This is a genomic window from Symmachiella macrocystis, assembly GCF_007860075.1.
In the GTDB taxonomy this organism is placed as follows: domain Bacteria; phylum Planctomycetota; class Planctomycetia; order Planctomycetales; family Planctomycetaceae; genus Symmachiella; species Symmachiella macrocystis.
This window is the reverse complement of record NZ_SJPP01000001.1, coordinates 242,091-267,729: the sequence shown is the minus strand read 5'-3', so window position 1 is coordinate 267,729 and position 25,639 is coordinate 242,091. Positions and strand designations below refer to the sequence as shown.

At 56.1% G+C, this 25,639-nt stretch carries 17 protein-coding genes; 7 read left to right on the top strand and 10 right to left on the bottom strand.

Features of this window, described 5'->3' with window-relative positions; translation table 11 throughout:
* Nucleotides 1-55: 55 nt before the first annotated feature.
* From CA54_RS01010 to CA54_RS01000, 3 genes are all read right to left on the bottom strand, one after another.
* The gene (locus CA54_RS01010) at nucleotides 56-3,583 is read right to left on the bottom strand and encodes a PVC-type heme-binding CxxCH protein (protein WP_146369022.1); all 3,528 of its coding nucleotides are present in this window, start codon (nucleotides 3,581-3,583) and stop codon (nucleotides 56-58) included.
* An 80-nt stretch (nucleotides 3,584-3,663) separates the two neighbouring features.
* The gene (locus tag CA54_RS01005) at nucleotides 3,664-3,933 is read right to left on the bottom strand and encodes a hypothetical protein (RefSeq protein WP_146369021.1); all 270 of its coding nucleotides are present in this window, start codon (nucleotides 3,931-3,933) and stop codon (nucleotides 3,664-3,666) included.
* 240 nt (nucleotides 3,934-4,173) lie between these two features.
* Nucleotides 4,174-4,959 carry a M90 family metallopeptidase gene (locus tag CA54_RS01000; protein ID WP_146369020.1) on the bottom strand — a complete coding sequence of 262 codons (786 nt, stop codon included), beginning with the start codon at nucleotides 4,957-4,959 and terminating at the stop codon, nucleotides 4,174-4,176.
* A gap of 249 nt (nucleotides 4,960-5,208) precedes the next feature.
* On the opposite strand from CA54_RS01000, the gene CA54_RS00995 reads away from it, so the two are divergent.
* Complete coding sequence (locus CA54_RS00995; protein ID WP_146369019.1) at nucleotides 5,209-6,336, top strand: LptF/LptG family permease; 1,128 nt, start codon at nucleotides 5,209-5,211, stop codon at nucleotides 6,334-6,336.
* A 265-nt stretch (nucleotides 6,337-6,601) separates the two neighbouring features.
* Complete coding sequence (locus tag CA54_RS00990; protein WP_146369018.1) at nucleotides 6,602-7,258, top strand: GntR family transcriptional regulator; 657 nt, start codon at nucleotides 6,602-6,604, stop codon at nucleotides 7,256-7,258.
* Nucleotides 7,259-7,315: 57 nt separating this feature from the next.
* Here the strand turns inward: CA54_RS00990 and CA54_RS00985 are convergent, their stop codons facing one another.
* Nucleotides 7,316-8,080: a hypothetical protein gene (locus CA54_RS00985; protein ID WP_146369017.1), complete on the bottom strand. Its 765-nt coding sequence runs from the start codon at nucleotides 8,078-8,080 to the stop codon at nucleotides 7,316-7,318.
* 412 nt (nucleotides 8,081-8,492) lie between these two features.
* On the opposite strand from CA54_RS00985, the gene CA54_RS00980 reads away from it, so the two are divergent.
* On the top strand, nucleotides 8,493-8,891 hold the full coding sequence (locus CA54_RS00980; protein ID WP_146369016.1) for a VanZ family protein: 399 nt from the start codon (nucleotides 8,493-8,495) through the stop codon (nucleotides 8,889-8,891).
* Nucleotides 8,892-8,916: 25 nt separating this feature from the next.
* Here the strand turns inward: CA54_RS00980 and CA54_RS00975 are convergent, their stop codons facing one another.
* The 4 genes from CA54_RS00975 to CA54_RS00960 all read right to left on the bottom strand — a co-directional run bounded on the left by CA54_RS00975 (nucleotide 8,917) and on the right by CA54_RS00960 (nucleotide 15,624).
* The gene (locus CA54_RS00975) at nucleotides 8,917-9,975 is read right to left on the bottom strand and encodes a sigma-54 interaction domain-containing protein (protein WP_146369015.1); all 1,059 of its coding nucleotides are present in this window, start codon (nucleotides 9,973-9,975) and stop codon (nucleotides 8,917-8,919) included.
* 436 nt (nucleotides 9,976-10,411) lie between these two features.
* A complete protein-coding gene (locus CA54_RS00970; protein WP_146369014.1) occupies nucleotides 10,412-12,697 on the bottom strand; it encodes a HEAT repeat domain-containing protein in 2,286 nt (761 codons plus the stop codon).
* A 511-nt stretch (nucleotides 12,698-13,208) separates the two neighbouring features.
* Nucleotides 13,209-14,486, bottom strand: coding sequence for a diaminopimelate decarboxylase (gene lysA, locus CA54_RS00965; protein WP_146369013.1), 1,278 nt, complete (start codon nucleotides 14,484-14,486; stop codon nucleotides 13,209-13,211).
* Nucleotides 14,487-14,598: 112 nt separating this feature from the next.
* Nucleotides 14,599-15,624, bottom strand: coding sequence for an aspartate-semialdehyde dehydrogenase (locus CA54_RS00960; RefSeq protein WP_146369012.1), 1,026 nt, complete (start codon nucleotides 15,622-15,624; stop codon nucleotides 14,599-14,601).
* A gap of 345 nt (nucleotides 15,625-15,969) precedes the next feature.
* Here CA54_RS00960 and purD point away from each other — a divergent pair, with 345 nt between their 5' ends.
* The 4 genes from purD to CA54_RS00940 all read left to right on the top strand — a co-directional run bounded on the left by purD (nucleotide 15,970) and on the right by CA54_RS00940 (nucleotide 21,740).
* On the top strand, nucleotides 15,970-17,241 hold the full coding sequence (gene purD, locus CA54_RS00955) for a phosphoribosylamine--glycine ligase (protein ID WP_146369011.1): 1,272 nt from the start codon (nucleotides 15,970-15,972) through the stop codon (nucleotides 17,239-17,241).
* 51 nt (nucleotides 17,242-17,292) lie between these two features.
* Nucleotides 17,293-17,859 carry a DUF456 domain-containing protein gene (locus CA54_RS00950; protein ID WP_146369010.1) on the top strand — a complete coding sequence of 189 codons (567 nt, stop codon included), beginning with the start codon at nucleotides 17,293-17,295 and terminating at the stop codon, nucleotides 17,857-17,859.
* A gap of 314 nt (nucleotides 17,860-18,173) precedes the next feature.
* Nucleotides 18,174-19,583 (top strand): parallel beta-helix domain-containing protein, encoded by a 1,410-nt coding sequence (locus tag CA54_RS00945; protein WP_146369009.1) that lies wholly within the window; start codon nucleotides 18,174-18,176, stop codon nucleotides 19,581-19,583.
* Nucleotides 19,584-21,740 (top strand): SO2930 family diheme c-type cytochrome, encoded by a 2,157-nt coding sequence (locus tag CA54_RS00940; protein WP_146369008.1) that lies wholly within the window; start codon nucleotides 19,584-19,586, stop codon nucleotides 21,738-21,740.
* A 346-nt stretch (nucleotides 21,741-22,086) separates the two neighbouring features.
* On the opposite strand, the gene CA54_RS00935 is transcribed toward CA54_RS00940, so the two are convergent.
* Nucleotides 22,087-23,598 carry a hypothetical protein gene (locus CA54_RS00935; protein ID WP_146369007.1) on the bottom strand — a complete coding sequence of 504 codons (1,512 nt, stop codon included), beginning with the start codon at nucleotides 23,596-23,598 and terminating at the stop codon, nucleotides 22,087-22,089.
* Between the two features lie 138 nt (nucleotides 23,599-23,736).
* On the bottom strand, nucleotides 23,737-25,209 hold the full coding sequence (locus CA54_RS00930) for a hypothetical protein (protein ID WP_146369006.1): 1,473 nt from the start codon (nucleotides 25,207-25,209) through the stop codon (nucleotides 23,737-23,739).
* Between the last annotated feature and the right edge of the window lie 430 nt (nucleotides 25,210-25,639).

Sequence of the window (25,639 nt, the reverse complement as noted above, 5' to 3'; positions counted from 1 at the left end):
AATCACAATAGAATGATCAATCCCCCCAGCATCCCAAGATGCCGGGGGGATTTTTTTACGGCAACTCAAACGTCACATTGCCCCGCGCCTCGACCGACAACGTCAATCCGGCGGTTCCCCCGGCTTGGTCGAGCTTGAGCAGGATCAGGTTCTTCCCCTGCTTCAACTGCACGTCAACCTGGTCTTCCCCCGGCTTGAGGCCGCGCAGTTCAGGGAACTCGTGAATCTTCTTTCCCTCTAACCAAACTTGAATTCCGTCGTTGGATCCAATATTCAACCGTGCCGGTTGAGCGATCGCCGAATCCAGTACGACGGCGAAATAGTAGATAATATAGTCGTGCCGAACTTTGGCCCGCTCGGAGAGCCGCGTCAGGTCAATCGCCGGTGCGCCACCGTTGTAGGCCCGTGTATTTGAGTCGATCCAATGCACCGTATTCTCGCCCAGCCCCTTGTATTTCGCGGCGCCATCAAATTGTCCCGGCTCTTTCTCGGGACCGTAAACCGTGGTGCGGTGCTCCGGTTTATCATTTGCAAATGGACCCACCGCGCGGAATTGCGTTGCGTAAACCTCCGCATCCCGCAGGCTCACCAAATAGGCCAACAGATCGGCAGCATCTTGTGCGGTGACATTCTTCAGCACCAACTCCGGCATCAGGGACGTTTTTTGTTCCACGTCTTCTTCGATGTCGTCGTTGTTGATCCGCAACAAGTTGCCTTCGATGGTTTTGAGCACCACCGCATCGTCCGAACGCTGTTGCACAAACCCAGCGAACACCTTGCCCCGTTTCGTTTCCACGACGTGCGGCACATATTCCGGTGCGATGCCCGCGCTGGGGTTCATGATGGTTTCTAATAACGCCATGCGTTCATATTTGCGGCCTATCAGACTCAAGTCGGGACCAATGTCGGCTCCCTGGTTGCGGACGCGATGACAACGGTTGCATGAGGCGGCGCCACTACGCAAAAACACGCTCTTGCCCCGCTGTGCATCGCCGGTCAGCTTCAAAATATCGTCAGGCGTAAAGGATTGCCCCAACGTCTTGGGCCGCTGCGACTCCGGGACGAACTTTTCATAAAGCAGCCGCACATTCACATCCGCATGCTGCACTGCTCCGTCGATTGTCCGCTGCGCAAGTTCTGGCGACAGCCGTTTCTTTTCTACCAACGGCAGCAACATCACCGCTCCGCTCGAAGATTGCAGCAGCAAGTCGACAGCCTTGGTCTTCAATCCATCAGCCAACGTCGCATCGGCCAAGATTCCGGCGAGCGAATCGGTCACCTGCAGCGCCACCAAAGCTCGCAAGGCGGCATTTTGAATTTGTGCGTCTTCCGATTTCAAATACTTCACGATTGCCGGAGCGGCAGCATCCAACATTAGATTGGCCGCTACGGACATCGCTTTGATTTGAACCTGTTTGTCGGACGAATCGATCAGGCCCACCACGTCGCCGCCGAAATCTTTCAAACCCGCTGCGGCAATCACCATCAGCGCGTCGTTTTGTAACTGGGGATCGCCCAGCGACGCTCGCAAGCCGTCAGTGACTTCGGGCGACTTCTTAATTTCACTCCACGGCCCCGAGAGCTTTCGCATCAAGGCTTCCAGCGCCAACCGTTTGACATCTGCCGAGGCCTCCTGTGCGGTGAGCACGCCGGCCACCGATTTGCCTGCTGCGGGGGTGGTCACAGTTTCCAACGCCGACAGCAATGCCGCACGCGCCGCGGGAGTCACATCGGTCGTTTCCAATTTCGTCGCCAAATACTCCGTCGCATCTTCGGGTCGCAAGATCCGCACCAGATTCACCAACCGCGGGTCCACCCCAGCACCGGGCAGATCAACGACACGGCGAAACATCTCCTCCTCGCGTCTTCGGGAAGCAATGTGCAGCGTCTCCAACAAATACCGGTCGCCGCCGTCGTAGCGCTCGAAGAGATCAATTAGCGTTTCGGTCGCTTGCTGCGACTTCAAATTCGGCAGCGACAATGCGATTTCGCGGATCACTTCTGGATTGTCATCGTCAGCGACATTCAGGATTTCATTTTCATAGTCAGCGCCATGTCGGCGCAAAATCCGCACCGCCAACGCGCGGAACTTAGGATTGTCGGATGCGAGTTGCTTGGTGACATAATCGCGACCACTGCCGCCGATGCGGTCCAAAACCCACAGCGCACGAGCCTTGAGCCGCGCATCTTTCCCAGCGACCAACTCTGCCAATTTCGGCACCGCCGCTTCGCCGCTTTCCAAGAGTCGCTGCCGCGCCAGAAACGTCGTCGCATGATTCGGACTTCCCAGGGCGACGATGGCATCGGCATCGTTGTCGTACGGGCCCGGCTTTTCGCGGCGGACCAATTTCTTGCCTTTGGGGGTAATGCGATAAATCCGGCCGCGCGTCGGGTCGTTATAGGCATGTCCTCCCACGCCGCCGTCATACCAATCGGAAACAAACAGCGCCCCGTCGGGAGCAACGCAAACATCGTCGGGCCGGAAATAATTGTCCGTGCTGGTGATCACGTTTTCCGCAGTGACGCCGTATCCAATGCCCGTTTTTTTCTGCGGTTTGTAGCTGCGAACCTCACGCGGTCCGGCGTCGCAATGAAAAATCGCGCCGTCATATTGCGGACCGAATGCCGAGCCTTCGTAAAACGTCATCCCGCACGGCGAACCGAATCCGGTGATCAACGCGTACGGCACAAAGCCCGGTTTGTCCGCCCGCCAGTGGTGAATCGGATCAAAGCTGCCGTCGGGATTGCGGATGTTCTCCGGCCGGCCGAACCAGCCGTAATTGCCCCCTTCCAGAATCCAACAAATCCGCGTGCTCTTTAGCCCGTCGTTGTCGTTGTCGCTGCACCACACGTTGCCGTACGAATCGACCGCTAATTCAAAGGGATTGCGAAAATTGACGGCAAAGTCTTCCAACTGCGTGCCGTCCCCTTCGCAACGAATCATCGCTCCCCATTGAAACTTGATCTGTTTCCCATCCGGCCCCGTCACATCAAACCCGGTATCGCCTTGCGTCATATACAACTTTTGGTCCGGTCCAAACACCAAGCTGTGCACGCCGTGATCGTGATTCTGTCCCCCAAAACCGGTGAGAAACAGCTTGCGCGGCCCATCCGGCTTAAGGTCGCCATCGGCATCTTCGTAGACATAAATGTTGGGCGATTCGGGCACATAAATTTTGTCCCCCGCAACACAAACCCCCATGGCACAATTCAGATCGGCTGTGAAGACGGTCATCTTATCCGCGCGGCCATCGCCGTCGGTGTCTTCCAGAACCTTGATGGTGTCGATTGGGGGATTCTTTTGAGCGCGGCGATAGTTCACCCCTTCGGTCACCCACACGCGTCCCTGCGTATCGACGTCGATCGTGATCGGGTTGGAGATCATCGGTTCCGTGGCAAACAACGTCGCCTCGAACCCATCCGCCACCGTAAACGACTTAACCGTCTCCTCCGCCGGTTGTTGTGCCACAGCTGGAAGAGTGGCCAAACCCCAAGCGATGCCAACCGCCGCTGCAACGGTCAGAGCGCAGCGCGTGGCATTTTTACGAAACGAACAGACTGCGTGTCCCCTGGACGAGCACATCTCGGAAGCTCCTTGTTGAATATCCTAAGGCGATAACAAGGTTCCGATTCTCGGCGAAAAAAAGCCGAATTGCAATGCGCCTAGCGGAGGTGTGGGTGGGCTTTCAAGAATCCGGGGTGCTTCTTCAGGAATTCTTTCCGGTGGGGGTTGTTCTTAAATCCTTCGATCGATTTCTGGCGCATCTCTTCCTGATACATACGATCGGATCGGTACTTACCCAAGACAGCTCGCCTAGCTGCATGCTTCGCCTGGTACCCAATCATGCCCTCCTGCTGAGTTGCCAGAGAAATCACCAAGAATCCAGCAATAACAAAGCCCGCGACCAGGCGAGGATTGATGGATTTTTGCATAAGATCTCCATGCAGACCCGAGGAGTAATCGAGAGCTGTCCGACTTGACCGTAACCGCCCAGGCTGTAAGTCAACGAAGCGCCTTAGACTGCCACAGCTAACGCTGTGCGAGGCGGAGCGGCAGGAACACGCTTGAGTCAGTGAAGTGCTCTAAGTGAACTCTAGCACACATTCTGGCGTTGTGCGTTGATTACCCCGGTCATGATTCAGCGATGTGTTCGCGGACCCGACCTTCACTGCCTATCCATGTACAGACCTCCCCGCCGGATCCTGACGGTAATAATCACTCAACAACCCATACAACTCCGGTTGCCGTTTCCGCATCGCCTTCGAGCGTTCAAAGAAACACTCCGTCGCTACGGCAAAAAACTCCTGGGCATTTGTCGCCGCATACGGATCCAACAACGTCGGCCGGCCGTGGCGTAGGTCGTGGTGTAACTCTGCTTGGGCTTGTCGGGTGATCTGCTGCCACCGCTGTTGTTGGGCTTTGCCGGCCAGTGGCGGCATGCCGTCGACGACGCCGTCTAGCATGTCCAACTGGTGCGCGAATTCGTGAAACACCACGTTGCGTCCGTCCCGTGCGTTTTGTCCCCCTTCTAGAGCATTGGTCCAGGACAAAATTACCGGACCCCGCAACCAAGCTTCCCCATGCCGCGCCGAGGGCCCTTCTCGGACCACGCCGTCGGGGCCGACGGAACGATCGGGGACCACGTAATCGCCGGGGTAGACCAAAATTGTCCGCACCCGGTCGAACATTCCCTCGGGCAGCTCCAGCGCCAACAAGCAGGCATTGGCGGCGATGGTGACTTGGATCTCGTCGGACATCTTCAAGCCATTGCAGCCTTCCCAATCCTTCTCGGCAATAAACACCCGCAAGTCGTCGCGCAATTTCGCTTGTTGCGGCGGCGTGAGTTTTGAGAAAAACGCGGCATTGCGGTGCAGGAGTTCTTCCCACACGTCCGGGAACGGTTCCGCACACAGTTTGCGGCGACGTCGATTTCGCCACCAAGATCCAATGAGCAACATAGTTTTAAGATAAGGCCTGTTGTAAGAGGGAGAGTACCGTTTCACGCTATGCCATCTTACGCCGTGGTCCGATCCGGGCAAAGCGTGAGGCGCGCCCCTTCCTCAGGCCTGAAGCCTGTCGCCTCAAGTCTCCTCGGCCCCTTGATATTGACGTTCCGCCGGTTTTTATAGTAACCAATGCCCCACATCGGCGTTACCGGCTGCCTAGTTTCCGAGACGGGTTCTCTCCGCACCACGACTTGAACATCCATGTCCACATTTGATCGCTACATTTTACGCCGATTTTGGCATGTGTTTGTCGTCAGCTTCATCGCGATGATGGGGTTGTACATCGTGATCGATGCTTTCAACAACATCGATAATTTCTTCAACGAAGGGGACTCAGGAACGCTGGGCGTGATGGGGACCATGGCTCGGTTTTATCTCTTTCGTTCCAGTATGTTTTTCGACACCATCGGGGGAATCGTTTCGGTGACAGCCGTCACCGTGGTTCTGTCTTTGATCTTGCGACATGGTGAATTGAATCCTGTGCTGTCGGCGGGGATTCCCACCTATCGCCTGCTGTTCCCCTTGTTATGGGGCATGGTGATGGTTTCGGCGATCATGGTTATCAATAAGGAACTGATCATTCCACGCATCGCCGATGAGTTACAGATCGAAGCCGGGAAATCGGGTGATGAGGACGAACCAGTGGAACCGGTGTGGGACTTTGCCACGATGGTACAAATCTCGGGGGATCGGCTTTTCCCGGCACGGAATGCGATGACGCGGCCGGACTTTGTGTTGCCGACACCGGAATTCGTCGATAACCCGACCGCTCTGTCCGGCTCTGAAGCGATCTTCCTGCCCGCCGACGAAAACCGCCCGCGCTCCGGTTGGTTGATCAAAGAGGCCGAACCGTCGTTCGACAAATTGAAATTGACACTAAAGAAGGCGGGCCGCGCGACCATCACACGCGGATCCGCGGCCGATGAAATCTTCATCGCCACGGAGATTGATTTTGACCGCCTCTATCGCCCGAATAAAACCGTCGACTTTATCTCCACGCCGGAGCTAATTCGCAGAATCAAAAGTCCGGCCTACGATGTGCTATCGGTCCGCGAAAATAGCCTGTATCTGCATCAACGTTTTACGCAGCCGATCCTCAACATCTTATTGTTGTTCCTGATCTTGCCACTCATTGTTCGCCGCGAAGCGCGTGGACTGGTTGTGAGCATGTGCCTGTCGGGGTTGATGCAAGGCGTCGTTTTTGGAACCGCCCAGGCCTGTTTGTGGTTGGCCGGCATCGAGGTCATTGGACCGGATCTGGCTGCCTGGGGCCCCGTCATCGTCACCGGCGGTCTCGCCACTTGGTGCTGGCCGATGCTCCGCACCTAAAGGCGGGTTGTTGATCCGACGCAGGGTGACGTTTGCTTTTCCCAGCAGATTCAACCTTTGCTGCAACGGGGGCGGGACCGATTCGTCGACGTTTGTGGTATCGGCATCGCCCCGCAGCTCAGTTGACCACCTCCTGGCATTCCAGTAGCATTTCAGACGGCAATTGTTCTACCTGCACTTCAAAACGCGTAAATGTCCCGCTCTGCTGCCTCACCGGTTCGGTCTTTGCACTGCCGCCACGCGCCGACTATCTGAATCAACGACTATGACAACAGACAACCCATCCGGTCGCGCCCCATCCCTTAAAAATGTCGCCTACGGCCAACTGAAACAGTTGATCTTAGAGGGAGGAGTTGAGCCCGGCGCGGTCTTGTCGGTCCGGCAGTTGGCTGACCAGTTGAAGATGAGCAAGACACCCGTCCAAGCCGCTTTGGAACGGATGGAAGCGGAGGATCTGGTCACGTTCGCTCCGCAGCAAGGCGTGCTTGTCCGTCATGTGTCGATTGAGGACATCGCCAACCACTTTGAAATCCGCACGGCGCTGGAATCGTTCATTGTAGAACGTCTAGCCGGTGGTCTCACGGACGAGCAAATCCAGCGTTTGAAGGCCAATTTGACTGCGCAGCATGAACTGGCTCAATCGGGTGACGTGCTGGGCTGCGTCAAAAACGACACGGAGTTTCATTTGCTGCTGTGTGAATTCCATGGGAATCAAGAATTCGCCAAAGTGATGCACCGACTTCGCGACCGTGTCTTTCAGGTGGTCTTTCGCATCGTCAAGCAGTTTCCCAACCGCATTACGGAAACGTATGAGGAACACCACAAGATTGCGACCGCCATCTTCGATGGTGATGGCGAACTCGCCGCTCAGCAGTTGGTTGTCCATTTGCAAAATGGATTGAAGCAGTTTATCCCAGCCTGATCATTCGGCCACAGACAACTGTCGCTGTTGCAAGATCACAAAGCGCTTGCGGAAAGCTTACGGCTTCTTGGGAGCGGCATCGTCCGACGGGCGGTAGATCCATTCCGGATGGCCGTCTGGTTTGATCTCGCCCTCGTCTTGGTCCAGTTCATCGCCGGGGCGAGTATATTCTTGGATGATCGTGCGGCGGTCGATGCGGTCGTCGCCCACTTTGATGTAGCCGTTGGAAAACCCAGACATGAAAATCCTGAAGAAGTCAGTCTTGGGGTCCACACCCCGCCATATGGCAACGCCATAGGTCGATTGTTCCAGCTTGGCATCCGCGTCGGTCAATTCCGGAATCGCGCCAACGATCTCAACGGAATTCTTATACTTATTGCTGCCGGTCCGCCCCTCGCGGCGATTGATGGCGGCTTGTGCTGCAGGAATGATTTCGTCGAAGTAGACCTGCTGCACGCCGTTATCTTTGGTGACCAATTCAAATTCCGGTACGAACTTGGGACGTTTTCCGTCAGGTCCAACCGGCGGCAGACTACCTTTGATTTGCCGATTGACCACGCGATACGGCAGATACCAAATCAGTTCCTTCCGCAGTTCACCGGTCTTCGGGTCCGGAATCTCGACCCAAATCATTCGCACCGATTTGTAGTAGACTTCCAGAGCCCAGATGTCGGGTTGTCGCGATCGTTCCTCACCGGTCACCGTAGGCCGCACTCTGGTTTCCACACCTGGCGGAGCAGCGGGGGCCGATTCCGCATGGGCGATCATCAAGATTGCTGCACAGGCTGCTGGCAGAACTCGACCTATAGCGATGCGTGACATCCACGTAGCTCCAAAGCAATTTTGTCTATCAACCCAATCATCGGCCGAGACCACAAGGTCCCAGGAAAACGCAACCGATTCTCGTGAAAAACTCAGTCTCTACAGAAACTCCACTATATCACCCCGGAAAAGCACAGGTCAAGACGCGCGTTTTGCAAAGTCTGTGCAAGAGGCTCCCCCACCGTAATCCTGGCCGATTGTCGGGAATAGAACGGCTGACCGGTCACACACAGGGGCCTTTGTGGCCTCGTTGCGACAGAATCGGCCCGCCGTACAATATCATTCCCGCTGCAGTCGGTTCGTCTTCCGGTTTGTGGTAACGCCAACGTTGGCGGTGATCAGTATTTTTGTATAGTGTCCACAATTCCACAGCCAGCAGTCAATTTCTATCTTCGCGAATCGTCTCGGATTTATGATTTTTCAACGTTACCGAACTTGGATCCGGATCGTATTGATCGTCTATTGGTCCGCACTGTTTATCGGAACGCATGCACCAACGGTTCCCTCAGGAGTTGCGGAGGTTTCGGATAAACTGCTGCATTATCTCGCCTACGGCGGACTCGCCTTTTTGTTGGCGATGGACCAAAACGCGCGCGGACCACTCACGTGGCGGCGTCGAGGCCAGATTTTTGCCGTCGTGGCCGTTTATGCCGCACTGGATGAGTTGTTGCAAATCCCGGTGGGGCGGACGGCGGATATCCGCGATTGGGTGGCCGACATTCTCGGTGCCCTCTGCGGACTGGGCGGGCATTTTCTGTTTGGCTGGGGAATTCGACGTATCTTTGGCGAGACACCGACCCAGGACGGTTGAATCGTTGCGATGATGCGACAGCCGATTATTCCAACCCGTAGTCGGTGATCTTTTTGTGCAGGGTATTGCGATTGATGCCCAAACGCGTGGCGGCCTTGGTTTGCACGCCACGACAAGAGTGCAGGACCTGTTTGATCAATTCCCGTTCGACGAGTGACACGATCTGTTCGTGCATGTCCGTCGCTTCGTCGCTCGCGCGCTGCATGCCCAGTTCAACTAACTCGGTGCAGAGCATGCCGGGGTCCTTGACCGCTTGACGATGTAATCGAGCTGGTGCCAAGCCACGCACGTGCCGCGGGAACAATTCCGGCATCAGCTTGTCCCCTTCGCACAACACGATGGCCCGCTCCATGTAGTTTTGCAACTCGCGCACATTGCCGGGCCAGGCATACTCCATCAGAAGTTTCAAGGCTTCGGGCGAAATCACCGGTGGCGTCCGACCGTCCGCTTCGGAATAGCGGCCGATGAAATAGTCCGCCAACAACGGCACATCTTCTACTCGCTCCCGCAGTGGCGGCAGATCGATCGGCAGCACGTTGAGGCGATAGTACAGGTCCTCGCGAAACCGGCCCGCTTCGATTTCATCGAGCAAATCCCGGTTTGTGGCGGCGACAACACGGCAATCGACGCGAATGGTCCGCGAATCGCCCACCCGTTCAAACTCTTGTTCCTGCAAGACACGCAGCAGTTTGACTTGCAGCTTGTAGCTGACGGAATTGACTTCGTCGAGAAAAACAGTGCCGCCATGAGCTGCTTCGAAGCGGCCGGTGCGATTTTCATGCGCGCTGGTAAAGGCCCCTTTAACGTGACCGAACAGTTCGCTTTCCAACAGGCTTTCGCTCAGAGCCCCACAATTCACACGCACAAACGGGCCTGTCGCCCGACCGCTCAACTCATGCAAGGCCCGGGCAATCAGCTCCTTACCCGTGCCGGTTTCGCCGGTGAGCAATACGGTGGCTGAACTCGGCGCGACCTGTCGGGTCATACGGTAGACCGCTTGCATGACATCGCTGGCGCCGACACAACCCTCGAACATCGAAGGTTGGCCGTCCGTTTGAGCCGGTGCTGTCGGTGAAGCTACCATGTTTCAGTTGGCGACTTTCAAGGGGATGCCGAGCGAATTCATTAGGGTGAATCGAATGGGTGCGGCCGTGCACTAATTATTAGCACGCTGCTGGTCCGAAGTGAAGGCGAATGCAGCCATTGCCCGGTTTTTTATCGAAAGTCGCACTCTGAGTTCACTAAAACTTAACGGTCGCCTGTTTTTTGTGCATTCATGCTGCTGTGTAGCTTGATATGCGCGCATTTTGAGCGGTTTTGAACGAGGAGTCTTGACTGTCCTGCGCGCAACCATTCGCTAGAAAATCGTGCATCATGCGCAATGAGTTGGACAGTTCCCTCAATCTCAGCGGAGAAGCCGTCGCGGCGCTGCCAATATGGGGCGCCTCACTGTGCAACGGAAGCGCACCGGGAGGAAAGGGAATTCCATCGCCGATGCCTGTTGCAAAGGGGCGGGGCGATTAGGGTTGGATCAATTCCAAAGCGGGTTGCTCTTGGAATTCCTGCAACCGCTCACCCACGAGACGGGAATTAGGCCGCAGCGAACCGATTACAGCACCGACGGCAGTATGCAACGCCGGATCGCCGGGGGTTTCCCACATTTCGTGGATCTGAGCAATCTGTTCGTTACTAACAACGAGCCCGTGACGTTGAATATGGAAGGCCAATTGAATGGCTGCTGTGGCTCGCAGACGTGTCTCGACGCCATCGTCGAGTAGTAGCTCGGCCATCTTCTCTTGGGCTTCCCGCGAGGCAATCGTACCCAGGGCCAGCAAGCAGTTCTCCGTTAGCGGAACATTGTGAGCCGCTACCAAAAGCGAGGGGACCGCTGCTTGCAGGTCGTAAATCTTTGTCCGCTGCCCTTCGGCAATGTGGGCCAGCCAGTACGAAGCCACTTCGGCTTGGATCGCACGCTGTTCTTCGTTGAGTGGCGGAGCAGTCAAGTTTTTCAAAAACGGCGTCAATTGCGCCTGTAGCCCTTGGGTTGTTCCCGTGATACCGAAGTAGGTGACCAGCGGGTTGTCCTCGACATAGCGGTGCATGCGTCCCGAGAAATCTTCAGGACCGTACAGAACGATCGGAATGGAGGCGGTCCGCGAATCCGCACGGAAGTTCGACAGTGTTGAGCTCAGCGGCCATTTGACGGTCGAGGGGTGAATGAAGACGAGTTCGACATCCGCGTTTTCGGAGGCGAAACGAAAACCTTCGCGGCCCGTGGTACGCAAATGGGGAACGTAGCCCAATTCGTTGAGAAATCCAGACATTTGTGAGGCTCGATCCGGATTGGGATCAATCACCAAGGCAACCGGTTTACCTTGTCCGGTCAAGGCCCGCGATAAAATGCCGATCACGCGATCCACACCTGGAAATTTGGCTTGTGGGTCCAGTTGCATCACCGTTCCCGCCGCAGCGAATTGCACACGGGTGTCGGGATAGTTCAAGGCAGCCAATACCGGCGAACGACCGGCGTCGGCCGAACGGACCATCCGCAAGGTTCCAATTTGTCCGAGAACCCGCAAAGCGGCGACCGCGTTGGCGATTTGGCCCCCTTGAAGAGCTTCCCGCAAGACGTCGGCGACGACATCTTCGCCGGCAACCAATGACAGGTCGTGTGCCGTGCCTGGTCCGGTCGGCAGCGGCTTGTCCCAGCCAGCCAACATTCCGTCGGCGGCGAGTGTCATGCTCAAAAATAAGACTTGAATATCCCGCCGTTCCGGTGACAAAGCCAGGGCTTGACGGGCGAATTTGCTTCCTAAGATGTTCGAGGCCACGCGGGGCGGAACTTTCACCAAGACGACCGATTCCGCTTCCCGTTTCCAGACCCACAGCGAGACGTTTCCGTCATCGTCGACAAGCCAGTCATATTTGTGTTGATAATGCAAACGGGCCAGACGATTCAATTCGGTGACGACGCTTTCCACAGGGGAATCCGCCAAACGTCCGGCATCCATTTTGACGATGCGGGCAATCGCGTCGCGTGCGGCGGCTTTCACACCAGCGGGGACCTTGGGGGAATTGGCGTAATACCACAAATGGCTCAGGGTCTCGCGGTTGCCGACATGGCCCAAGACCGAGATCAATCCGGCGCGGACATCGTCGTCCGGCATGTCCAAGGCGGCGACCAAGGGAGCCTCGGCACGGTGTCCCAACAGCACCAAGATATGCAGAATGTTGCGTTCTTCTTCGGGCGTCGGACTATGTTGCAACATGTTGAGCAACGGCACGACGATGGCTTGTCCACCGTTTTTTAATTCGTGCTCTGCCAGCAGCCGCTGCTCGTTGGAGCCGCCTAGGTCAGCGACCAATTTTTGGATTCGCACGGGATCTCTGGCACGGTCTGCCATCAACCGATTCACTTCTTCCAGCAAATCGCTGGAGACCGGTTGTAATTCCTCGATGTTTGCCATCTTCATGAATTCGGCCGGACCGTACTTCAATCGCAGGTCCAACAGCGTCTGAGCATCGGGCTTCAGCTCCATCAATTGGTCCACATACAGCCGGGCCAGTTTGGGGCGGGCCAGATCGACCATCAGCACGGCCGCCTCGAACAAATCCGGAGCGGTCTCGGGCTGCAGCGGAAGTGGCGAGGTTTTGAGCAGATCTTCTCGCCGTTTCGCTTCGGCTGCTGCTGCTGCGTCCGCATCCACTGGAGATGCATCCTGAGCGATCAGGCTTCCCAGAAGAAGGCCGAACGAAAGCATCAGCAAGACGAGGGTGCCGACAAACCGGCGTGACACGTTGGCCATCAACTCAACTCCGACAATCTTCTGCGTGGACGGTCAAACTGCAAGGCGTGAACTCAATTCACGAAACACGGGGACCGCCATTCGGCCGCTCCGCGAAACGTTGCCTCATCCAACCGAAGAAATCATTTCGGTAACATCAGTGGGGATGCTGTGTGTGCTCTAAATACGACTGCCTACCCTCCCATGGGGGGTGTAGGCGATCGGGAATCAATCATCATATTTTGAGATACCATTGCTATGGTAAAGTGTTTTACGAGTAGATAACAATCATTTTTTCCCTATTACACGAAAATCGAACGACTTGGCCTGTTACTCAAGCCTCGAATTCGCACTTTGACTACTTGTTGCGTTTTCGCATCATCCCAGAAGTGATTGGGACACTGCATCCGATTGTGCCGAAAGTGGCGGCATGACCGCTGGCGACGAATGGTCTCAATTTACCGGATACTTACAGCCATTTGGCCGTAAGTCCTCTGAAATCTGGTATTTGATTTCAATTCGACAGGGTTCGTTACGATTCAATAATTTCGTTCGCCACCAGGTCCTCATACGTCTCGCGACGACGAATGACGCGGTGTGTTCCGCCGTTCACCATCACTTCAGCCCCACGGGGCCGGGAGTTGTAATTGCTGCTCATCGTGGTGCCATAAGCCCCGGCGCTGAACGTGCTGATCAAGTCGCCGCGTGAAGTTTCCGGCAGCCAGCGTCCTTTGGCCAGGACGTCTCCCGACTCGCAAACAGGCCCCACAACGTCGACCGGCTCGCAGCCGGGAATCTCGCCCTCATAGTCGTCCGGAGCCGCCACAGCCGGCTTGACGGGCCAAATCCGGTGAAATGCGTCGTACATCGCCGGACGGACCAAATCGTTCATCGCCGCATCTTGGATCACAAACAGCTTGCCCCCTTCGCGTTTCGTAAACGTTACGCTGCTGATCAGCACGCCGGCGTTGCCGCAGATGAACCGGCCCGGTTCTAGTGCCAAACGGCATCCTGCAGCCCGAATCGCTGGAACGATCACATCGGCGAATGCTTTCGCGGGTGGGGCCTCGTTTTGCTTGTAGTTAATGCCAAACCCGCCGCCGAGGTTGATCCAATTCGTGTCATGGCCGGCAGCGCGAAATTCGTTGACGATTTCGACTCCCTTTTTAACGGCCAGGGCATAAGGCTCGGTCGTTAAAATCGGCGAACCCAAGTGCATGTGGATCCCAACCAAAGACAAGCGCACGTCGGCCAACACCTTAGCTGCCAACTCGCCAGCGCGTTCGATGTCGATGCCGAACTTGTTCCCCTTCTTGCCGGTGGTTGTTTTAGCGTGTGTTTTCGCGTCGATATTTGGATTCAAACGCAGCGCCACGGGAGCCACAACGCCCATGTCGCCTGCCACGGCAGCAATGGCGTCGAGTTCCGCTTCGCTTTCGACGTTGAACATCAAGATGTTCGATTCCAGGCCGAAACGAATCTCTGCATCGGTTTTACCAACGCCGGCAAAGGCGACGCGCGTCGTGTCGCCGCCCGCTTGTTGGACGCGATACAATTCCCCGCCGGAAACGACGTCAAAACTGCTTCCCGCTTCGTTCATGAGCTTGAGAATGCTCAGATTGGAGTTCGCCTTCACCGAATAGCAAATCACCGGTTCCGCTTCGGCAAATGCGATTTGGATTTCCCGCAGATTCGACAGCAACGCATCCTGGGAATAGACCCACAGCGGCGTCCCAAACTCGGCCGCTAGATCAGCGATACGCACTTCCTCACAAAACAGTTCGCCGTCACGATATTCAAAATGGTCCATGATGTCCCGCTAGAAAAAATGATGTCCCGCACGCAAAAACTCGTTCACGGGTCTGAAAACCAGCTAAAAATCACGCGGCCCCCGCTTTTACAAGGGGGACCGCTGTGCGGCCTTATTTCGAGCCTGCTTTGGAAAAACGGTGGGCAGCGAGCAATTCGGCGATCTGAATCGCATTCGTAGCGGCCCCTTTGCGGAGGTTGTCGCTCACGCACCAAAAGCTCAGCCCGTTGTCATGTGAAATATCGCGGCGGATGCGTCCCACAAAGACCTCGTCCTGATCGGTGCAGTTCGAGGGGAGCGGGTAATGTCCTGAGGCGAGATCGTCGTTCACAACGATTCCTGGGAAATTTGCGAACAGCTCTCGCGCTTGGGTGGGGGAAATGGGTTGCTCGGTCTCGACCGTAATCGATTCGCTGTGGCAATTGGCAACCGGAATCCGCACGCACGTGGGATTGATTTGGATCGACTCGTCCCCCAGGATTTTGCGGGTTTCGTAGACCATTTTCAGCTCTTCGCTGGTATAACCATCCGACTTTTCGCTGCCAATTTGCGGAATAGCATTGAAGGCGATTGGGTGGGCGAAGGCCTGGTAGGCGTAGTCGTCTCCATCGAGGTGCGCCTTGGAGCCAGCTACCAGATCGACGCTCCCCTGCGTCCCGGCACCGCTGACCGCCTGATAGGTGCTGACAATCACGCGTCGAATGGGAGAGGCATCGTGCAGGGCCTTGAGGGCCACGACCATTTGTGTTGTGGAGCAATTCGGGCTGGCGATGATCCCCGTCGCATCGAGCGCCGCTTGCGGATTGACTTCGGGAATCACCAACGCCACATCGGGATTCATCCGCCAATAACCCGACTCGTCAATCACGGTCGCGCCCGCTTTGACCGCCGAGGGAAGGTATTCGGCTGCGATGTCGTCTGGCGTGCTGGCGATCACCAGATCGCAACCGTCGAAACAATCGTGCGTGAGTTCCTCGATCATGTGCTGGCCGCCATTGAACGTCAACGTTTTTCCCGCACTCCGCGCCGAGGCGAGGAACTTATAGCTTTTCGCGGGAAATTCACGTTCTTCCAACAGACGCAGCATAATCCGGCCTACAGCACCGGTCACCCCGATTAAGGCCACCTTTTCAAACACGATTCCGTACTCCTAAAAATTGTGCGGCAGCGGATCAATGCCCGCAGCCTCAAACTCAACGAAAGAAACGTCTAACAATCCCGCTCGATGTGCGCACGACTTCCACGATTACCACAGGTTTCGCCGAGGAATTGCGTGCAAGTAGGCACAAACGGGCGGGATTCGATACTATATCGCGATTTGGGCGGCAGATTCAATCATCGGCGGTTGTGGCGGTCGCAGTCGGTCGCAATTGATAATTATCCGCGCCGGTGAATTCAGTCCCTCCGCTTCGATTGCTATACTGCCGAATACGACAACGTTTTTGAGTTTCGAGTTCGCGTCCACAGCGGAAGATCATTTGCAATGAAAGTCTTAGTCGTCGGCCAAGGAGGACGGGAGCATGCCCTGGCATGGAAGTTGTCTCAGTCCCCTTCGGTCTCGAAAATTTACTGTGCGCCGGGCAATGCCGGTACGGCCGCCGATGCGGTCAACATCGATATTTCCTCCGACGACATTCCGCGTTTGGTGCAATTCGCGCAAGCCGAGCAGATTGGTCTGACCGTTGTCGGCCCCGAAGCGCCGCTGACCGCGGGGATTGTTGATGCGTTTCGCGTAGCGGGCTTGACGGTGTTTGGTCCGTCGAAAGCGGCGGCTCAGTTGGAGGGGAGCAAGTCATTCTCGAAGGAATTGATGAAACGCGCCACCGTGCCGACCGCCCAGTTCGCCGTATTCAATTCAGCCGACGAAGCGGAAAGTTACATCAATGATCGCGAAGAAACTCCGTTGGTCGTCAAGGCGGATGGACTAGCTGCCGGCAAAGGGGTGGTGGTCTGTGCGAAAAAAGAAGAGGCCATCGACGCACTCAACCGCATCATGCGGGAAACCGAATTCGGCGATGCCGGTCGCCGTGTGGTCATCGAAGAACGTCTCGACGGGCTGGAAGTGAGTATCCTGGCTATCGTCGACGGCAACACAATTATTCCGCTGGAAACCTCGCAAGACCACAAACCGGCCTACGACGACGATAAAGGTCCCAATACGGGCGGGATGGGTGCATATAGCCCCACACCGCTGGTTTCGCCGGAGTTGATGGATCAAATCATCACACAAATCCTCGTGCCCACCGTCGACACGATGAAGAAGTCAGGTTGCGCGTTCAGCGGCATTTTGTACGCCGGTTTGATGATCACCAATCAAGGCCCCAAGGTGTTGGAATACAACGTCCGTTTCGGCGACCCCGAAGCCCAACCGGTGCTCATGCGGTTAAAGACTGATCTGGCGGAAATCCTCTTGGCCGGGGCTCAGGGGCAGTTGAGTAAACTTCCCCCCCTGGAATGGGACGACCGCCCGGCCGTCTGTGTGGTGATGGCGTCCGAAGGCTACCCGGGCGATTACGAAAAGGGACGAGTGATTCGCGGTCTGGACGCAGCCGCTGAATTGGCCGACACCAAGGTCTTTCATGCTGGGACATCCTTGCGGGGCGAAGAGGTCGTCACCAATGGCGGCCGTGTGCTGGGCGTGACGGCTTTGGGAAACACTGTGGCCGACGCCAAGCTGAAGGCCTACCAAGCAGTCAAACGCATCCGCTGGGACGGCGCCTGGTGCCGACACGATATCTCGGACAAAGCGCGGTGAAGCGATTCAAGATTTTCTCGTGCTCGACGAAGGACATGAAGTGAGGTCCCTATGAGCTACTTCAGTCTGAGTCCCGAAGTCATTTACTACATCTGGGCAGTATTATTGATACTCGCCTGCATTGGTGCGTGGTTATTGACGCTCTTTACGATGCCCGGCAACTGGTTGATCGTGGCCTTGGCGGCTGCGTTTGCCTGGTTTTATCACTCGCCGGCCGTGCACGGGTTGTCGTGGTGGGTTGTCCTTGGGCTGGTGGCTTTGGCCGGGCTGGGCGAATTCGTCGAATTCGTGGCGGGTGCTGCCGGCGCTGCGAAAGAGGGGGGCAGTCGACGGGGGATGATTCTCGCCATTGCGGGTGCGGCGGTCGGCAGTATTGCCGGCGCCATTGTCGGTGTGCCGATTCCAATCGTGGGTTCGATTGTCGCCGCTCTGGGTGGAGGCGCTGCGGGCGCGTTCTGCGGAGCCTATCTTGGGGAATCGTGGAAAGGCGAAAAGAACCATTCCGAAACGCTGGCCGTCAGTAAAGCGGCCCTGATTGGGCGGATTTTGGGAACGGTTGGCAAATTGATCGTGGGGGCGGCGATGGTAGCTGTGGTTTCGATCGATGCCTTGTTTTAGTCACCAAAATAAATGGATGTCCGTGTCCGTTTATAGCCGAAGTTGCGTGGATACCATTGGCGCAGCTGCGATTTCTTGTATCCTGATGTGTATCGAAATTTAATAGTCTTTGCGTGCGGGTGCTGAGGCATTGAGCCTGCAGATAAAACTTTCGACCCATTTGCCGGCGATATTCTCGCCAATCGAAGTGAGCTTCCCTGTGCGGGTTTGTTTAATTCGCGAAAAGTACCTACCAACCGGTAGGTAGAGGCGTTGCGTCCAGCAGTCATTTCAACGGTACACACTTCTCACCATTTTCTTCGGAGAGTCAAAAGATGAAACTCAGTCATTGGGGTGTTGCGCTATCGCTTTGCAGCTGCCTAGCTCTGATCGGGTGTGGACAACCACAGCCGACTGCATCAAGCACGGGTGCGTCCACCACGGAAAGCAGCGATGCGCAAGCGGACGAAAGCATTGTGGCCGCCGTTGACGATTCGACCGCGCCGGCGGCAGATGGTACCGAAACACCAGAAGCGACCGATGACGCAGCAGAGACCGAAGAGGAAGTGGTTGTGATCGAACCGGGTCCCGACGCGCAAAAGGCCGCTCAAGAAGCATTGATCTATGCCGAAGAGGGAGACGTGATTGAGTTCGCCGCAGGAGAATTCAAACTGACCAAGACGCTTTCGTTGGATGATATAAAAAACGTGACGATCCGCGGGCAGGGGATGGACAAAACGATCTTGAACTTTGCCGACCAACAAAAGGGAACGGGCGGCGAAGGGATTTTAGTCAAAAACGCAGATGATTTTACGATTGAAGATATCACGCTGCAGGACACGCCGGGCGACGCGATCAAAGTCGATGGTTCTCACGGTCTGACCATGCGTAGCGTCAAAACATGGTGGTCCAATGGCCCGCACGCGGAAAATGGCGCCTATGGCCTGTATCCGGTGCTGAGCGAAAATATTTTGATCGAGGACTGTGTCGCAGAATGTGCCTCGGATGCGGGGATTTATGTGGGACAGTCGAAGAACATCATCGTCCGGCGCTGCCGCGCGGAAAAAAATGTTGCCGGCATCGAAATCGAAAACTGCATTGGTGCCGACGTTTATGAAAATGTTGCCACGAACAATACAGGCGGGTTGTTGGTTTTTTCTCTGCCGGGTCTAGAACAAAAGAACGGTAGTAAATGCCGCGTGTTCAACAACAAACTCTACGACAACAATCACGATAACTTCGCCGCTCCAGGAAACATGGTTGCCACCGTGCCGCCGGGAACCGGTGTGTCGGTGATGGCCAATGATCAAGTCGAAATTTTCGGGAATGAAATCAAGAACCACAAAAGTACCAACTGTTACATCATCAGTTTCTTCACTACGCAGCGAAAATTTGAAGACGCAGCGTACGACCCATATCCCGAAGCGATTTCGGTTTACGACAACAAATTCGAGAAGGGTGGCTACGATCCGCAAAAAGCGTGGGCCGACGTGGTCGCGTTTTTCCCGGATGGCAAGTTGCCGGACATTGTCTATGACGGGATGGTTGACGAGAAGAAAACCGTCGATGGGAAATTGCCCGAAGGAAAACAAATCTTCATTGGTGATAACGGCGACTTTTCATTCGCCAACATCGATTATCCCAAACTGATGTCCGGTCAACCGCCGGAACTAGATTTCAAATTGGAGGCGTACTCGACCGAGCTGCCCAAGCTGCCGGCGATTACGATCCCAGGAGTCAAGTAAATGGTGTCGTCTCGACCACATTCCGCCAGCGCCGCCGGGCGTTGGCGGATATGGCTCGTATGGGGATGTCTGATTGCATTGATCGGCGGATGCGGGCCTAACGAAGCGCCTCCGCCTTCGGGTGATCAGGCCCAAGAGCCAGCGCAGGTCGAGAAGGTCGCTGCGAAACCGGCGACCGTTGTGGCTGAGGTTAAAAAGACCCCCAAGAAGAAAAAGCGCAAACGTAGAGAACGCCCCAAGCCCTATTTGTCCGAATACGGCCTGTTCGAAGGCCCCATGGCTGAGATGCGGCCGGCTGCGGGGGTGATGCCCTACGACCTCAACTCGGCGCTCTTCTCCGACTACGCTTGGAAGTCTCGCTTTATCAAAGTGCCCGAGGGGGAAAAGATCGAGTACCGCGAGGGAACCGCTTTTGAATTTCCCGTCGGCACGGTCATCGCCAAAACGTTTTACTTTCCCACCGATTTTAACGATCCCGCGCAAGGCCGGCGATTGATCGAAACGCGAGTATTGTTGTTGCGGGAATCGGGCTGGATTGGCGTGCCCTATCTGTGGAACGACGAACAGACCGATGCGGTCTCTGAAGTGGCCGGTGAGACGGTGAATGTCTCTTGGACACACTACGATGGCGAGCAGCGATCGAACCCCTACATCGTGCCGAACGCGAACGACTGCAAACGCTGCCACACAACGGGTGAATTCTTCGAACCGATCGGGCCGCGAGCGCGCTATCTGAACAAGGATTATGACTACCCCGATGGCCCGGAAAACCAGTTGGTGCATTGGACGCGGACCGGCATTTTGACCGGTGCTCCCGACGATCCGTCACAGGCGCCGAAGTCGGCTGCCTGGAAGGATGAACAGTCCGGGACGGTCGCCGAACGGGCGCGGGCCTGGCTGGAGATCAACTGCGCGCACTGCCACAGTTCGACCGGACCAGCGCGGAATTCCGGGCTGCACCTACTGGCCAGCGTGACCGATCCGTACAAGTTGGGCGTCTATAAAACACCCGTCGCTGCCGGTCGCGGCTCGGGCGGACACAAATACGATATTGTCCCGGGCCATCCGGACGAATCGATCATGTTGTTTCGCTTGATGGCGACTCACCCCGGTATGGCGATGCCGGAATTCGGGCGGTCCCTGGTCGAAGACGAATCGGTCGCGCTCATCCATCGCTGGATCGAAGAGATGCAAGTTCCTGAGGGGTTCGATGTCAGCAACGGCATCGGCGAATTTGAAACGCTGACCGACGAACAATTGGCGGAGTTCGCGCAAGAAGTCGCGGAGCAGGGGGATGCGGCGCGGGGGGAAGAGATCTTCCACCGTCAGCGCGTCAATTGCTTCAAATGCCATACCATCGGCGGCGCGGGGGAAGGTTTTGGCCCCGACTTATTGAAGCCGTTGGGAGATCAGTCGCTGAACTATCTCATCGAAGCGCTGCTGCTGCCCAACAAAGCGATCCCCAAGGGCTTTGAAACAGTGAACGTGGTCACTGACAGCGGGGAGACGTATGCCGGCATTGTGTTGGAGGAAAACGACAGCGAACTGGTGCTCCGCGATTTGACGCGGCCGGAGATTCGTATTCCCCATAGCTCGATTGAGCAGCGCAACGCTGGAGTCTCCTTGATGCCGGCCAACGCTGTCTCAACATTGCCGCGACAGGATGTGGTCGATCTACTCCGCTTTCTGACAGAATTGGGGCAACCGGGCGAATTCCAGGTCACGCCCGCCCCGGTGATCCGCAGTTGGCAGGTCCTCGATCCACTGCCGAGCAACATTGCCCGCGTGGATGCGAATCGATTCATCGCCGACTTACCCCAGCGGCGCGATCTCACGTGGGAAGCCGCCTATAGCCGCACGAACGGCGCCTTGGCGCTAGAGTCGGTAATGGCTGTTCCCCAGTCCAGCCTGCGAATCGTGCGCTGCCAGTTCAACGTGACTGAAGCGGGCAACGTCGCCGTCAAACTTAATGCGACCGACGGCTTGCGGATTTGGCTAGACGGCGACGCGGTTGATCCAGCGCAACTGAATTCGCTCAACGTCGAGCCGGGCACGCGCGAAATCACGTTCATGATCGACCTGGATCAGCGCGACGACAAAACGCTACGATGCGAAATCCACCCCGCCGCCAATCGCCCCGCAGCGGTACAACCGTAGGGCACGTTGCGGCGCATCTTTCGATGTAGGACGGTTGGTTATCCCCACGAATCCATACGCAGCCCACGCCGTGTTGAAAGGGATTAGCCACAGAGTTCACAGAGGGTTTCTTACATAGTCTTCTCTGTTCTGCAGGCGGTCAAACTTCGTGCGCAATGCGGATCGCACAGTGCGATCGCGAGTGGTCGGTTCTGGATATTGGAGTGTTAGACCGGAAGTCCGTGTTTCTTCTGTGTTCAATCTGTGGCTAAGAAATAACGGTCACTTTGAGTTGCAGCTCAACTGGGCTAAGTCCTAAGCGGCTTTGCGTGAGGTTTTAATCCCTATCGATGTTTGGACGACGTGGTCACGGCCCGCCGAGTTCGTTCTCGCCTTTGGGTTCCATGCGGATCGTGATCTCGGTCGTTTCGTCCGGTTTCATGCCAACGTAGGTGGAGCGGCGGTTTTTCTCGATGGGTTGGACAAATTGCGGGTGTTCGGCGAGGAGACCGACGTTGCCGTTGCTGGGCAGGTTGTAAATTGTGGCGATGCCTTCTGCGTTGGTCGTCGCTTGGTAGGGGGACTTCCAGTCCGAAAACTTCGGCACCTTTTTTCCTTGCGCCAGTGCACGGAGCGATTCACTCACCCGAAAACCAAATCCCAATAATGTGCCGCCACCACGCAGTAAGATTTGATTCGGCCACATCAATACTACAGCGCCGGGCAGCGGTTTGCCGCTTGGGTCGAGCACGGTGGTTTTGCAGGCCACGGTGCGATCCATCGCGATTGTGGGTTGGATCGTCTCCTCATCCAGTGCGAAGACGTGAGGTAAGACGCGATTACTAATGTGCTGGTCATATTTCCAAGGGACGACCGATTGGATCTCTGCCTGGTTGGGCGTGCGAGAGACCCAACCATCGCACACGGCAATTAGTTGCACGATGTCGCCGCGAGGCAGCGAAGTAAATTCAAATGTTCCATCCGGTTGGATGTCGGCGTAGTCTTCCCACCACCACCATTCGAATTCCAAGTGCGGGTCCTCTACAATCGGGCCGGCGGAGATGTAGGCGATGACTTTACCTGCCTTGATGGGACGGGGGACGGCATCATCAATTTTGCCTTGGACACGCACACCACGATGGAGCGGGATATTCCGCAAAAACACGCGGCTACCATTTTCGACGCGGTCGACAGCGAGCAATTCGCTATAGAGAGCCGGTCCGTCCGGAGGCAAGGCGATTAGCCGCAGAAAAAAATTCTCAGCATCGAATGTCCGCGACAGTAGCACGCCGCTTTTAGCCAGATTCCATTCGGCGAAGTCAAAATGCCGATCGCCGTTCATGTGGGCGAAAAGATGTTCTTTGATCGGCGCTTTTGTCTCCGCATCGATGGCGGTCGCAGCGATGCGGTAGCCGTCTTGCAGCTTAATCTCGGCCGGGGCGTCGTTGATATTGTGGTCTTCCCGATAGATGACAAAATCGCGATGATCGACTTGCCAAGTGACGAGGCCGACTTCGACTTTTTCCATGGCAAATTTCGCTACCTTCAAGGTAGCGGTGCCGTCGGCACCGGTTTTGGCGCGGGGACGGGGGCCAAGACGCGATTCTTTCCACCCCCAATGCGCTTGCGGTTCGCGACGCGGGCACAAAGCCCAGGGAGTGACGAACGCTCCCCCAACCGGTTCACCATGGGGATCGACAACGCTCACCCGGCATTTGATAAATTCAATGTCCGGCTTTTGCGGTGCCTGGGCATCGTCGCCGGCTGCACAAATGCCAGCACTCAATAGAATCAGCCCTGCACGAAACAAGGAGCGCGATGGGAACATGCTGCGGAGCTTTTGATAACGGACAGTGTTGGCCGTGTTTATTATCTGCATTGTATTGGATCAATAAAGTCTCACACAAAGCCGCAAAGCTCGCCAAGGAATAACACGGCGGCGTCCCTCGAAAACCTTCGCGGACTTGGCGGCTTTGCGTGAGTTATTTTATTCCCTACCGATCTTCAGGCTACGTGGTCACGGGGCGCCGAGTTCGTTTTCGCCTTTGGGTTCCATGCGGATCGTGATTTCAGTTGATTCGCCCGGTTTGAGATCGACGTTCCTAAAACGACGTCCCTGTAGGGCGGGTTGATCAAAGTCGTTGTGTATGACATTCAGCCCAATGTTGGGGCGGCCGGGGAGATTCAGAATCACGGCGACTCCCTCGTCATTGGTTTTTGCTCGAAAGCGCATTTTATCCTGCATGATCGCCTGCCAATCCAATTCTTCCCCTTTCTCGATTGTCCGCAACAAATCCGTTGATCGATATCCGAAGCCCAGGACTGTTGACCCCCCTCGCAACTGCTTATGATTCGGCCACATCATGACCTCTGCGGCAGGTAATGGTTTGTCGTCGGGATCGACCACCTTGATACGGCAAGTTGCAGCTGTAAACATTCCGAGCGTCGGCTCAATTTTAGCTGCGTCGAGCGAGAAGACTTGCGGCGTCGTGAAGCTATTGGCAAGCCCGGGATTCAGATTCTCTTGCCAGGGAAGCACGGCATCGAGTTCGGCCTGTGTCGGATTTTTGGATATCCAGCCGTTACAGACTGCGATCAATTGTACCACTTCGCCGCGGGGGAGCGATTCGAAAACGAAAGAGCCGTCCGGTTGGATTTTTGTTTCGTCGTTCCATCTCCACAGCGCGGCACGGGATCCATCTTGGGGTACTTCGCCGGCTGAAATAAAGGCAACCACATTTCCCCCAGTGACGGGGCGGGGAACGGCGGGGTCGAGTTTGCCCGCGACGCGCGTGCCGGGTTTGAGCGGAATGGATCGCAAAAAGATGCGGCCACCGTCATCGGCGCGGTCCAGGGTGATCAAATCGCTAAATCGCGCCGGTTGGCCGGGCGTTAGCGCAACCAAGCGGAGTGTGATTTGTGCTTCGTCGAATACCCGCGACAACAAGACGCCGCTTTTGGACTGGCGCCATTCCGCGCCGAGTGACATATTGTAACCGCTTTGTACGGCATACAGATGCTCTTTGATCGGCTCGGTGGTGGCCGCATCGACGGCGGTGGCAGCAATGCGGTAGCCATCTTTGAGCGTGATTTCGGCCGGATCATCATTGATGTCGTGGTCTGCGCGGTAGACGACATGGTCAGGATTGTCGACCAGCCAGGTGACTTGGCCGATCGTTTGTTTTTCCGTGACGAATTTGGGGACTTCGATTTCAGCGATGCCCTTGGGGCCGGTTTTGACCTTTGGGACCGGCCCGAAGCGTTGCTTGACCCAGCCCCAATGCGACCCCGGTTCGGCGCGGGTCCGAAAGCCCGACGGCATGACGACAGCCCCTTGGACCGGCTGCCCCAGCGCGTCGACGACCAGCACCCGGCATTTGATGAATTCAATGTCCGGCTTCTGTGGTGCCTGGGCATCGTCGCCGAGCGCAGATTGAGCCGCCGCGAGAAACAGAAAGACAGTACCAACGATTGAGCGGGGAGCGACCATGCCAGCAGACCTTTCACGAATGGAGGTGTTCGCTGATATGATCCGAAAGAGTGTCGGTTTTGTCTATGTATTCTTGAGGATTGCACCCAAGTTCGGCATCGATCGCTATTGGACTGCCGGTCCTTGAAAACTCATGCATGCACAAACGCAGACGGTTTTCGAGTTCCCCACGGTCTAGGCATATTGGAATTAGCCACAGAGAACACAGAGTTCACAGAGGATTTCTTACAAAGTCCTCTCTGTACTGCGAGCGTTCACAGCTTGTGCGCAGTTCGGGCGCACAATGCGACCGCAAGCGGTCGGTTTGGGATTTTGGGGAGTCACGCCGGAGATCTGTGTTTTATCTGTGTTCAATCTGTGGCTAAGAAAAACGGACACGCTGTGTTGCGGCTCCGTCTCGCTAAGTTCTCTGTGTCCTCTGAGACCTCTG

Bases quoted from the DNA above. Each gene is read 5' to 3' on its own strand.
- CA54_RS01010 (WP_146369022.1), bottom strand. From the start codon at position 3,583: ATGTGCTCGTCCAGGGGACACGCAGTCTGTTCGTTTCGTAAAAATGCC.
- CA54_RS01005 (WP_146369021.1), bottom strand. From the start codon at position 3,933: ATGCAAAAATCCATCAATCCTCGCCTGGTCGCGGGCTTTGTTATTGCT.
- CA54_RS01000 (WP_146369020.1), bottom strand. From the start codon at position 4,959: ATGTTGCTCATTGGATCTTGGTGGCGAAATCGACGTCGCCGCAAACTG.
- CA54_RS00995 (WP_146369019.1), top strand. From the start codon at position 5,209: ATGTCCACATTTGATCGCTACATTTTACGCCGATTTTGGCATGTGTTT.
- CA54_RS00990 (WP_146369018.1), top strand. From the start codon at position 6,602: ATGACAACAGACAACCCATCCGGTCGCGCCCCATCCCTTAAAAATGTC.
- CA54_RS00985 (WP_146369017.1), bottom strand. From the start codon at position 8,080: ATGTCACGCATCGCTATAGGTCGAGTTCTGCCAGCAGCCTGTGCAGCA.
- CA54_RS00980 (WP_146369016.1), top strand. From the start codon at position 8,493: ATGATTTTTCAACGTTACCGAACTTGGATCCGGATCGTATTGATCGTC.
- CA54_RS00975 (WP_146369015.1), bottom strand. From the start codon at position 9,975: ATGGTAGCTTCACCGACAGCACCGGCTCAAACGGACGGCCAACCTTCG.
- CA54_RS00970 (WP_146369014.1), bottom strand. From the start codon at position 12,697: ATGGCCAACGTGTCACGCCGGTTTGTCGGCACCCTCGTCTTGCTGATG.
- lysA (WP_146369013.1), bottom strand. From the start codon at position 14,486: ATGGACCATTTTGAATATCGTGACGGCGAACTGTTTTGTGAGGAAGTG.
- purD (WP_146369011.1), top strand. From the start codon at position 15,970: ATGAAAGTCTTAGTCGTCGGCCAAGGAGGACGGGAGCATGCCCTGGCA.
- CA54_RS00950 (WP_146369010.1), top strand. From the start codon at position 17,293: ATGAGCTACTTCAGTCTGAGTCCCGAAGTCATTTACTACATCTGGGCA.
- CA54_RS00945 (WP_146369009.1), top strand. From the start codon at position 18,174: ATGAAACTCAGTCATTGGGGTGTTGCGCTATCGCTTTGCAGCTGCCTA.
- CA54_RS00940 (WP_146369008.1), top strand. From the start codon at position 19,584: ATGGTGTCGTCTCGACCACATTCCGCCAGCGCCGCCGGGCGTTGGCGG.
- CA54_RS00935 (WP_146369007.1), bottom strand. From the start codon at position 23,598: ATGCAGATAATAAACACGGCCAACACTGTCCGTTATCAAAAGCTCCGC.
- CA54_RS00930 (WP_146369006.1), bottom strand. From the start codon at position 25,209: ATGGTCGCTCCCCGCTCAATCGTTGGTACTGTCTTTCTGTTTCTCGCG.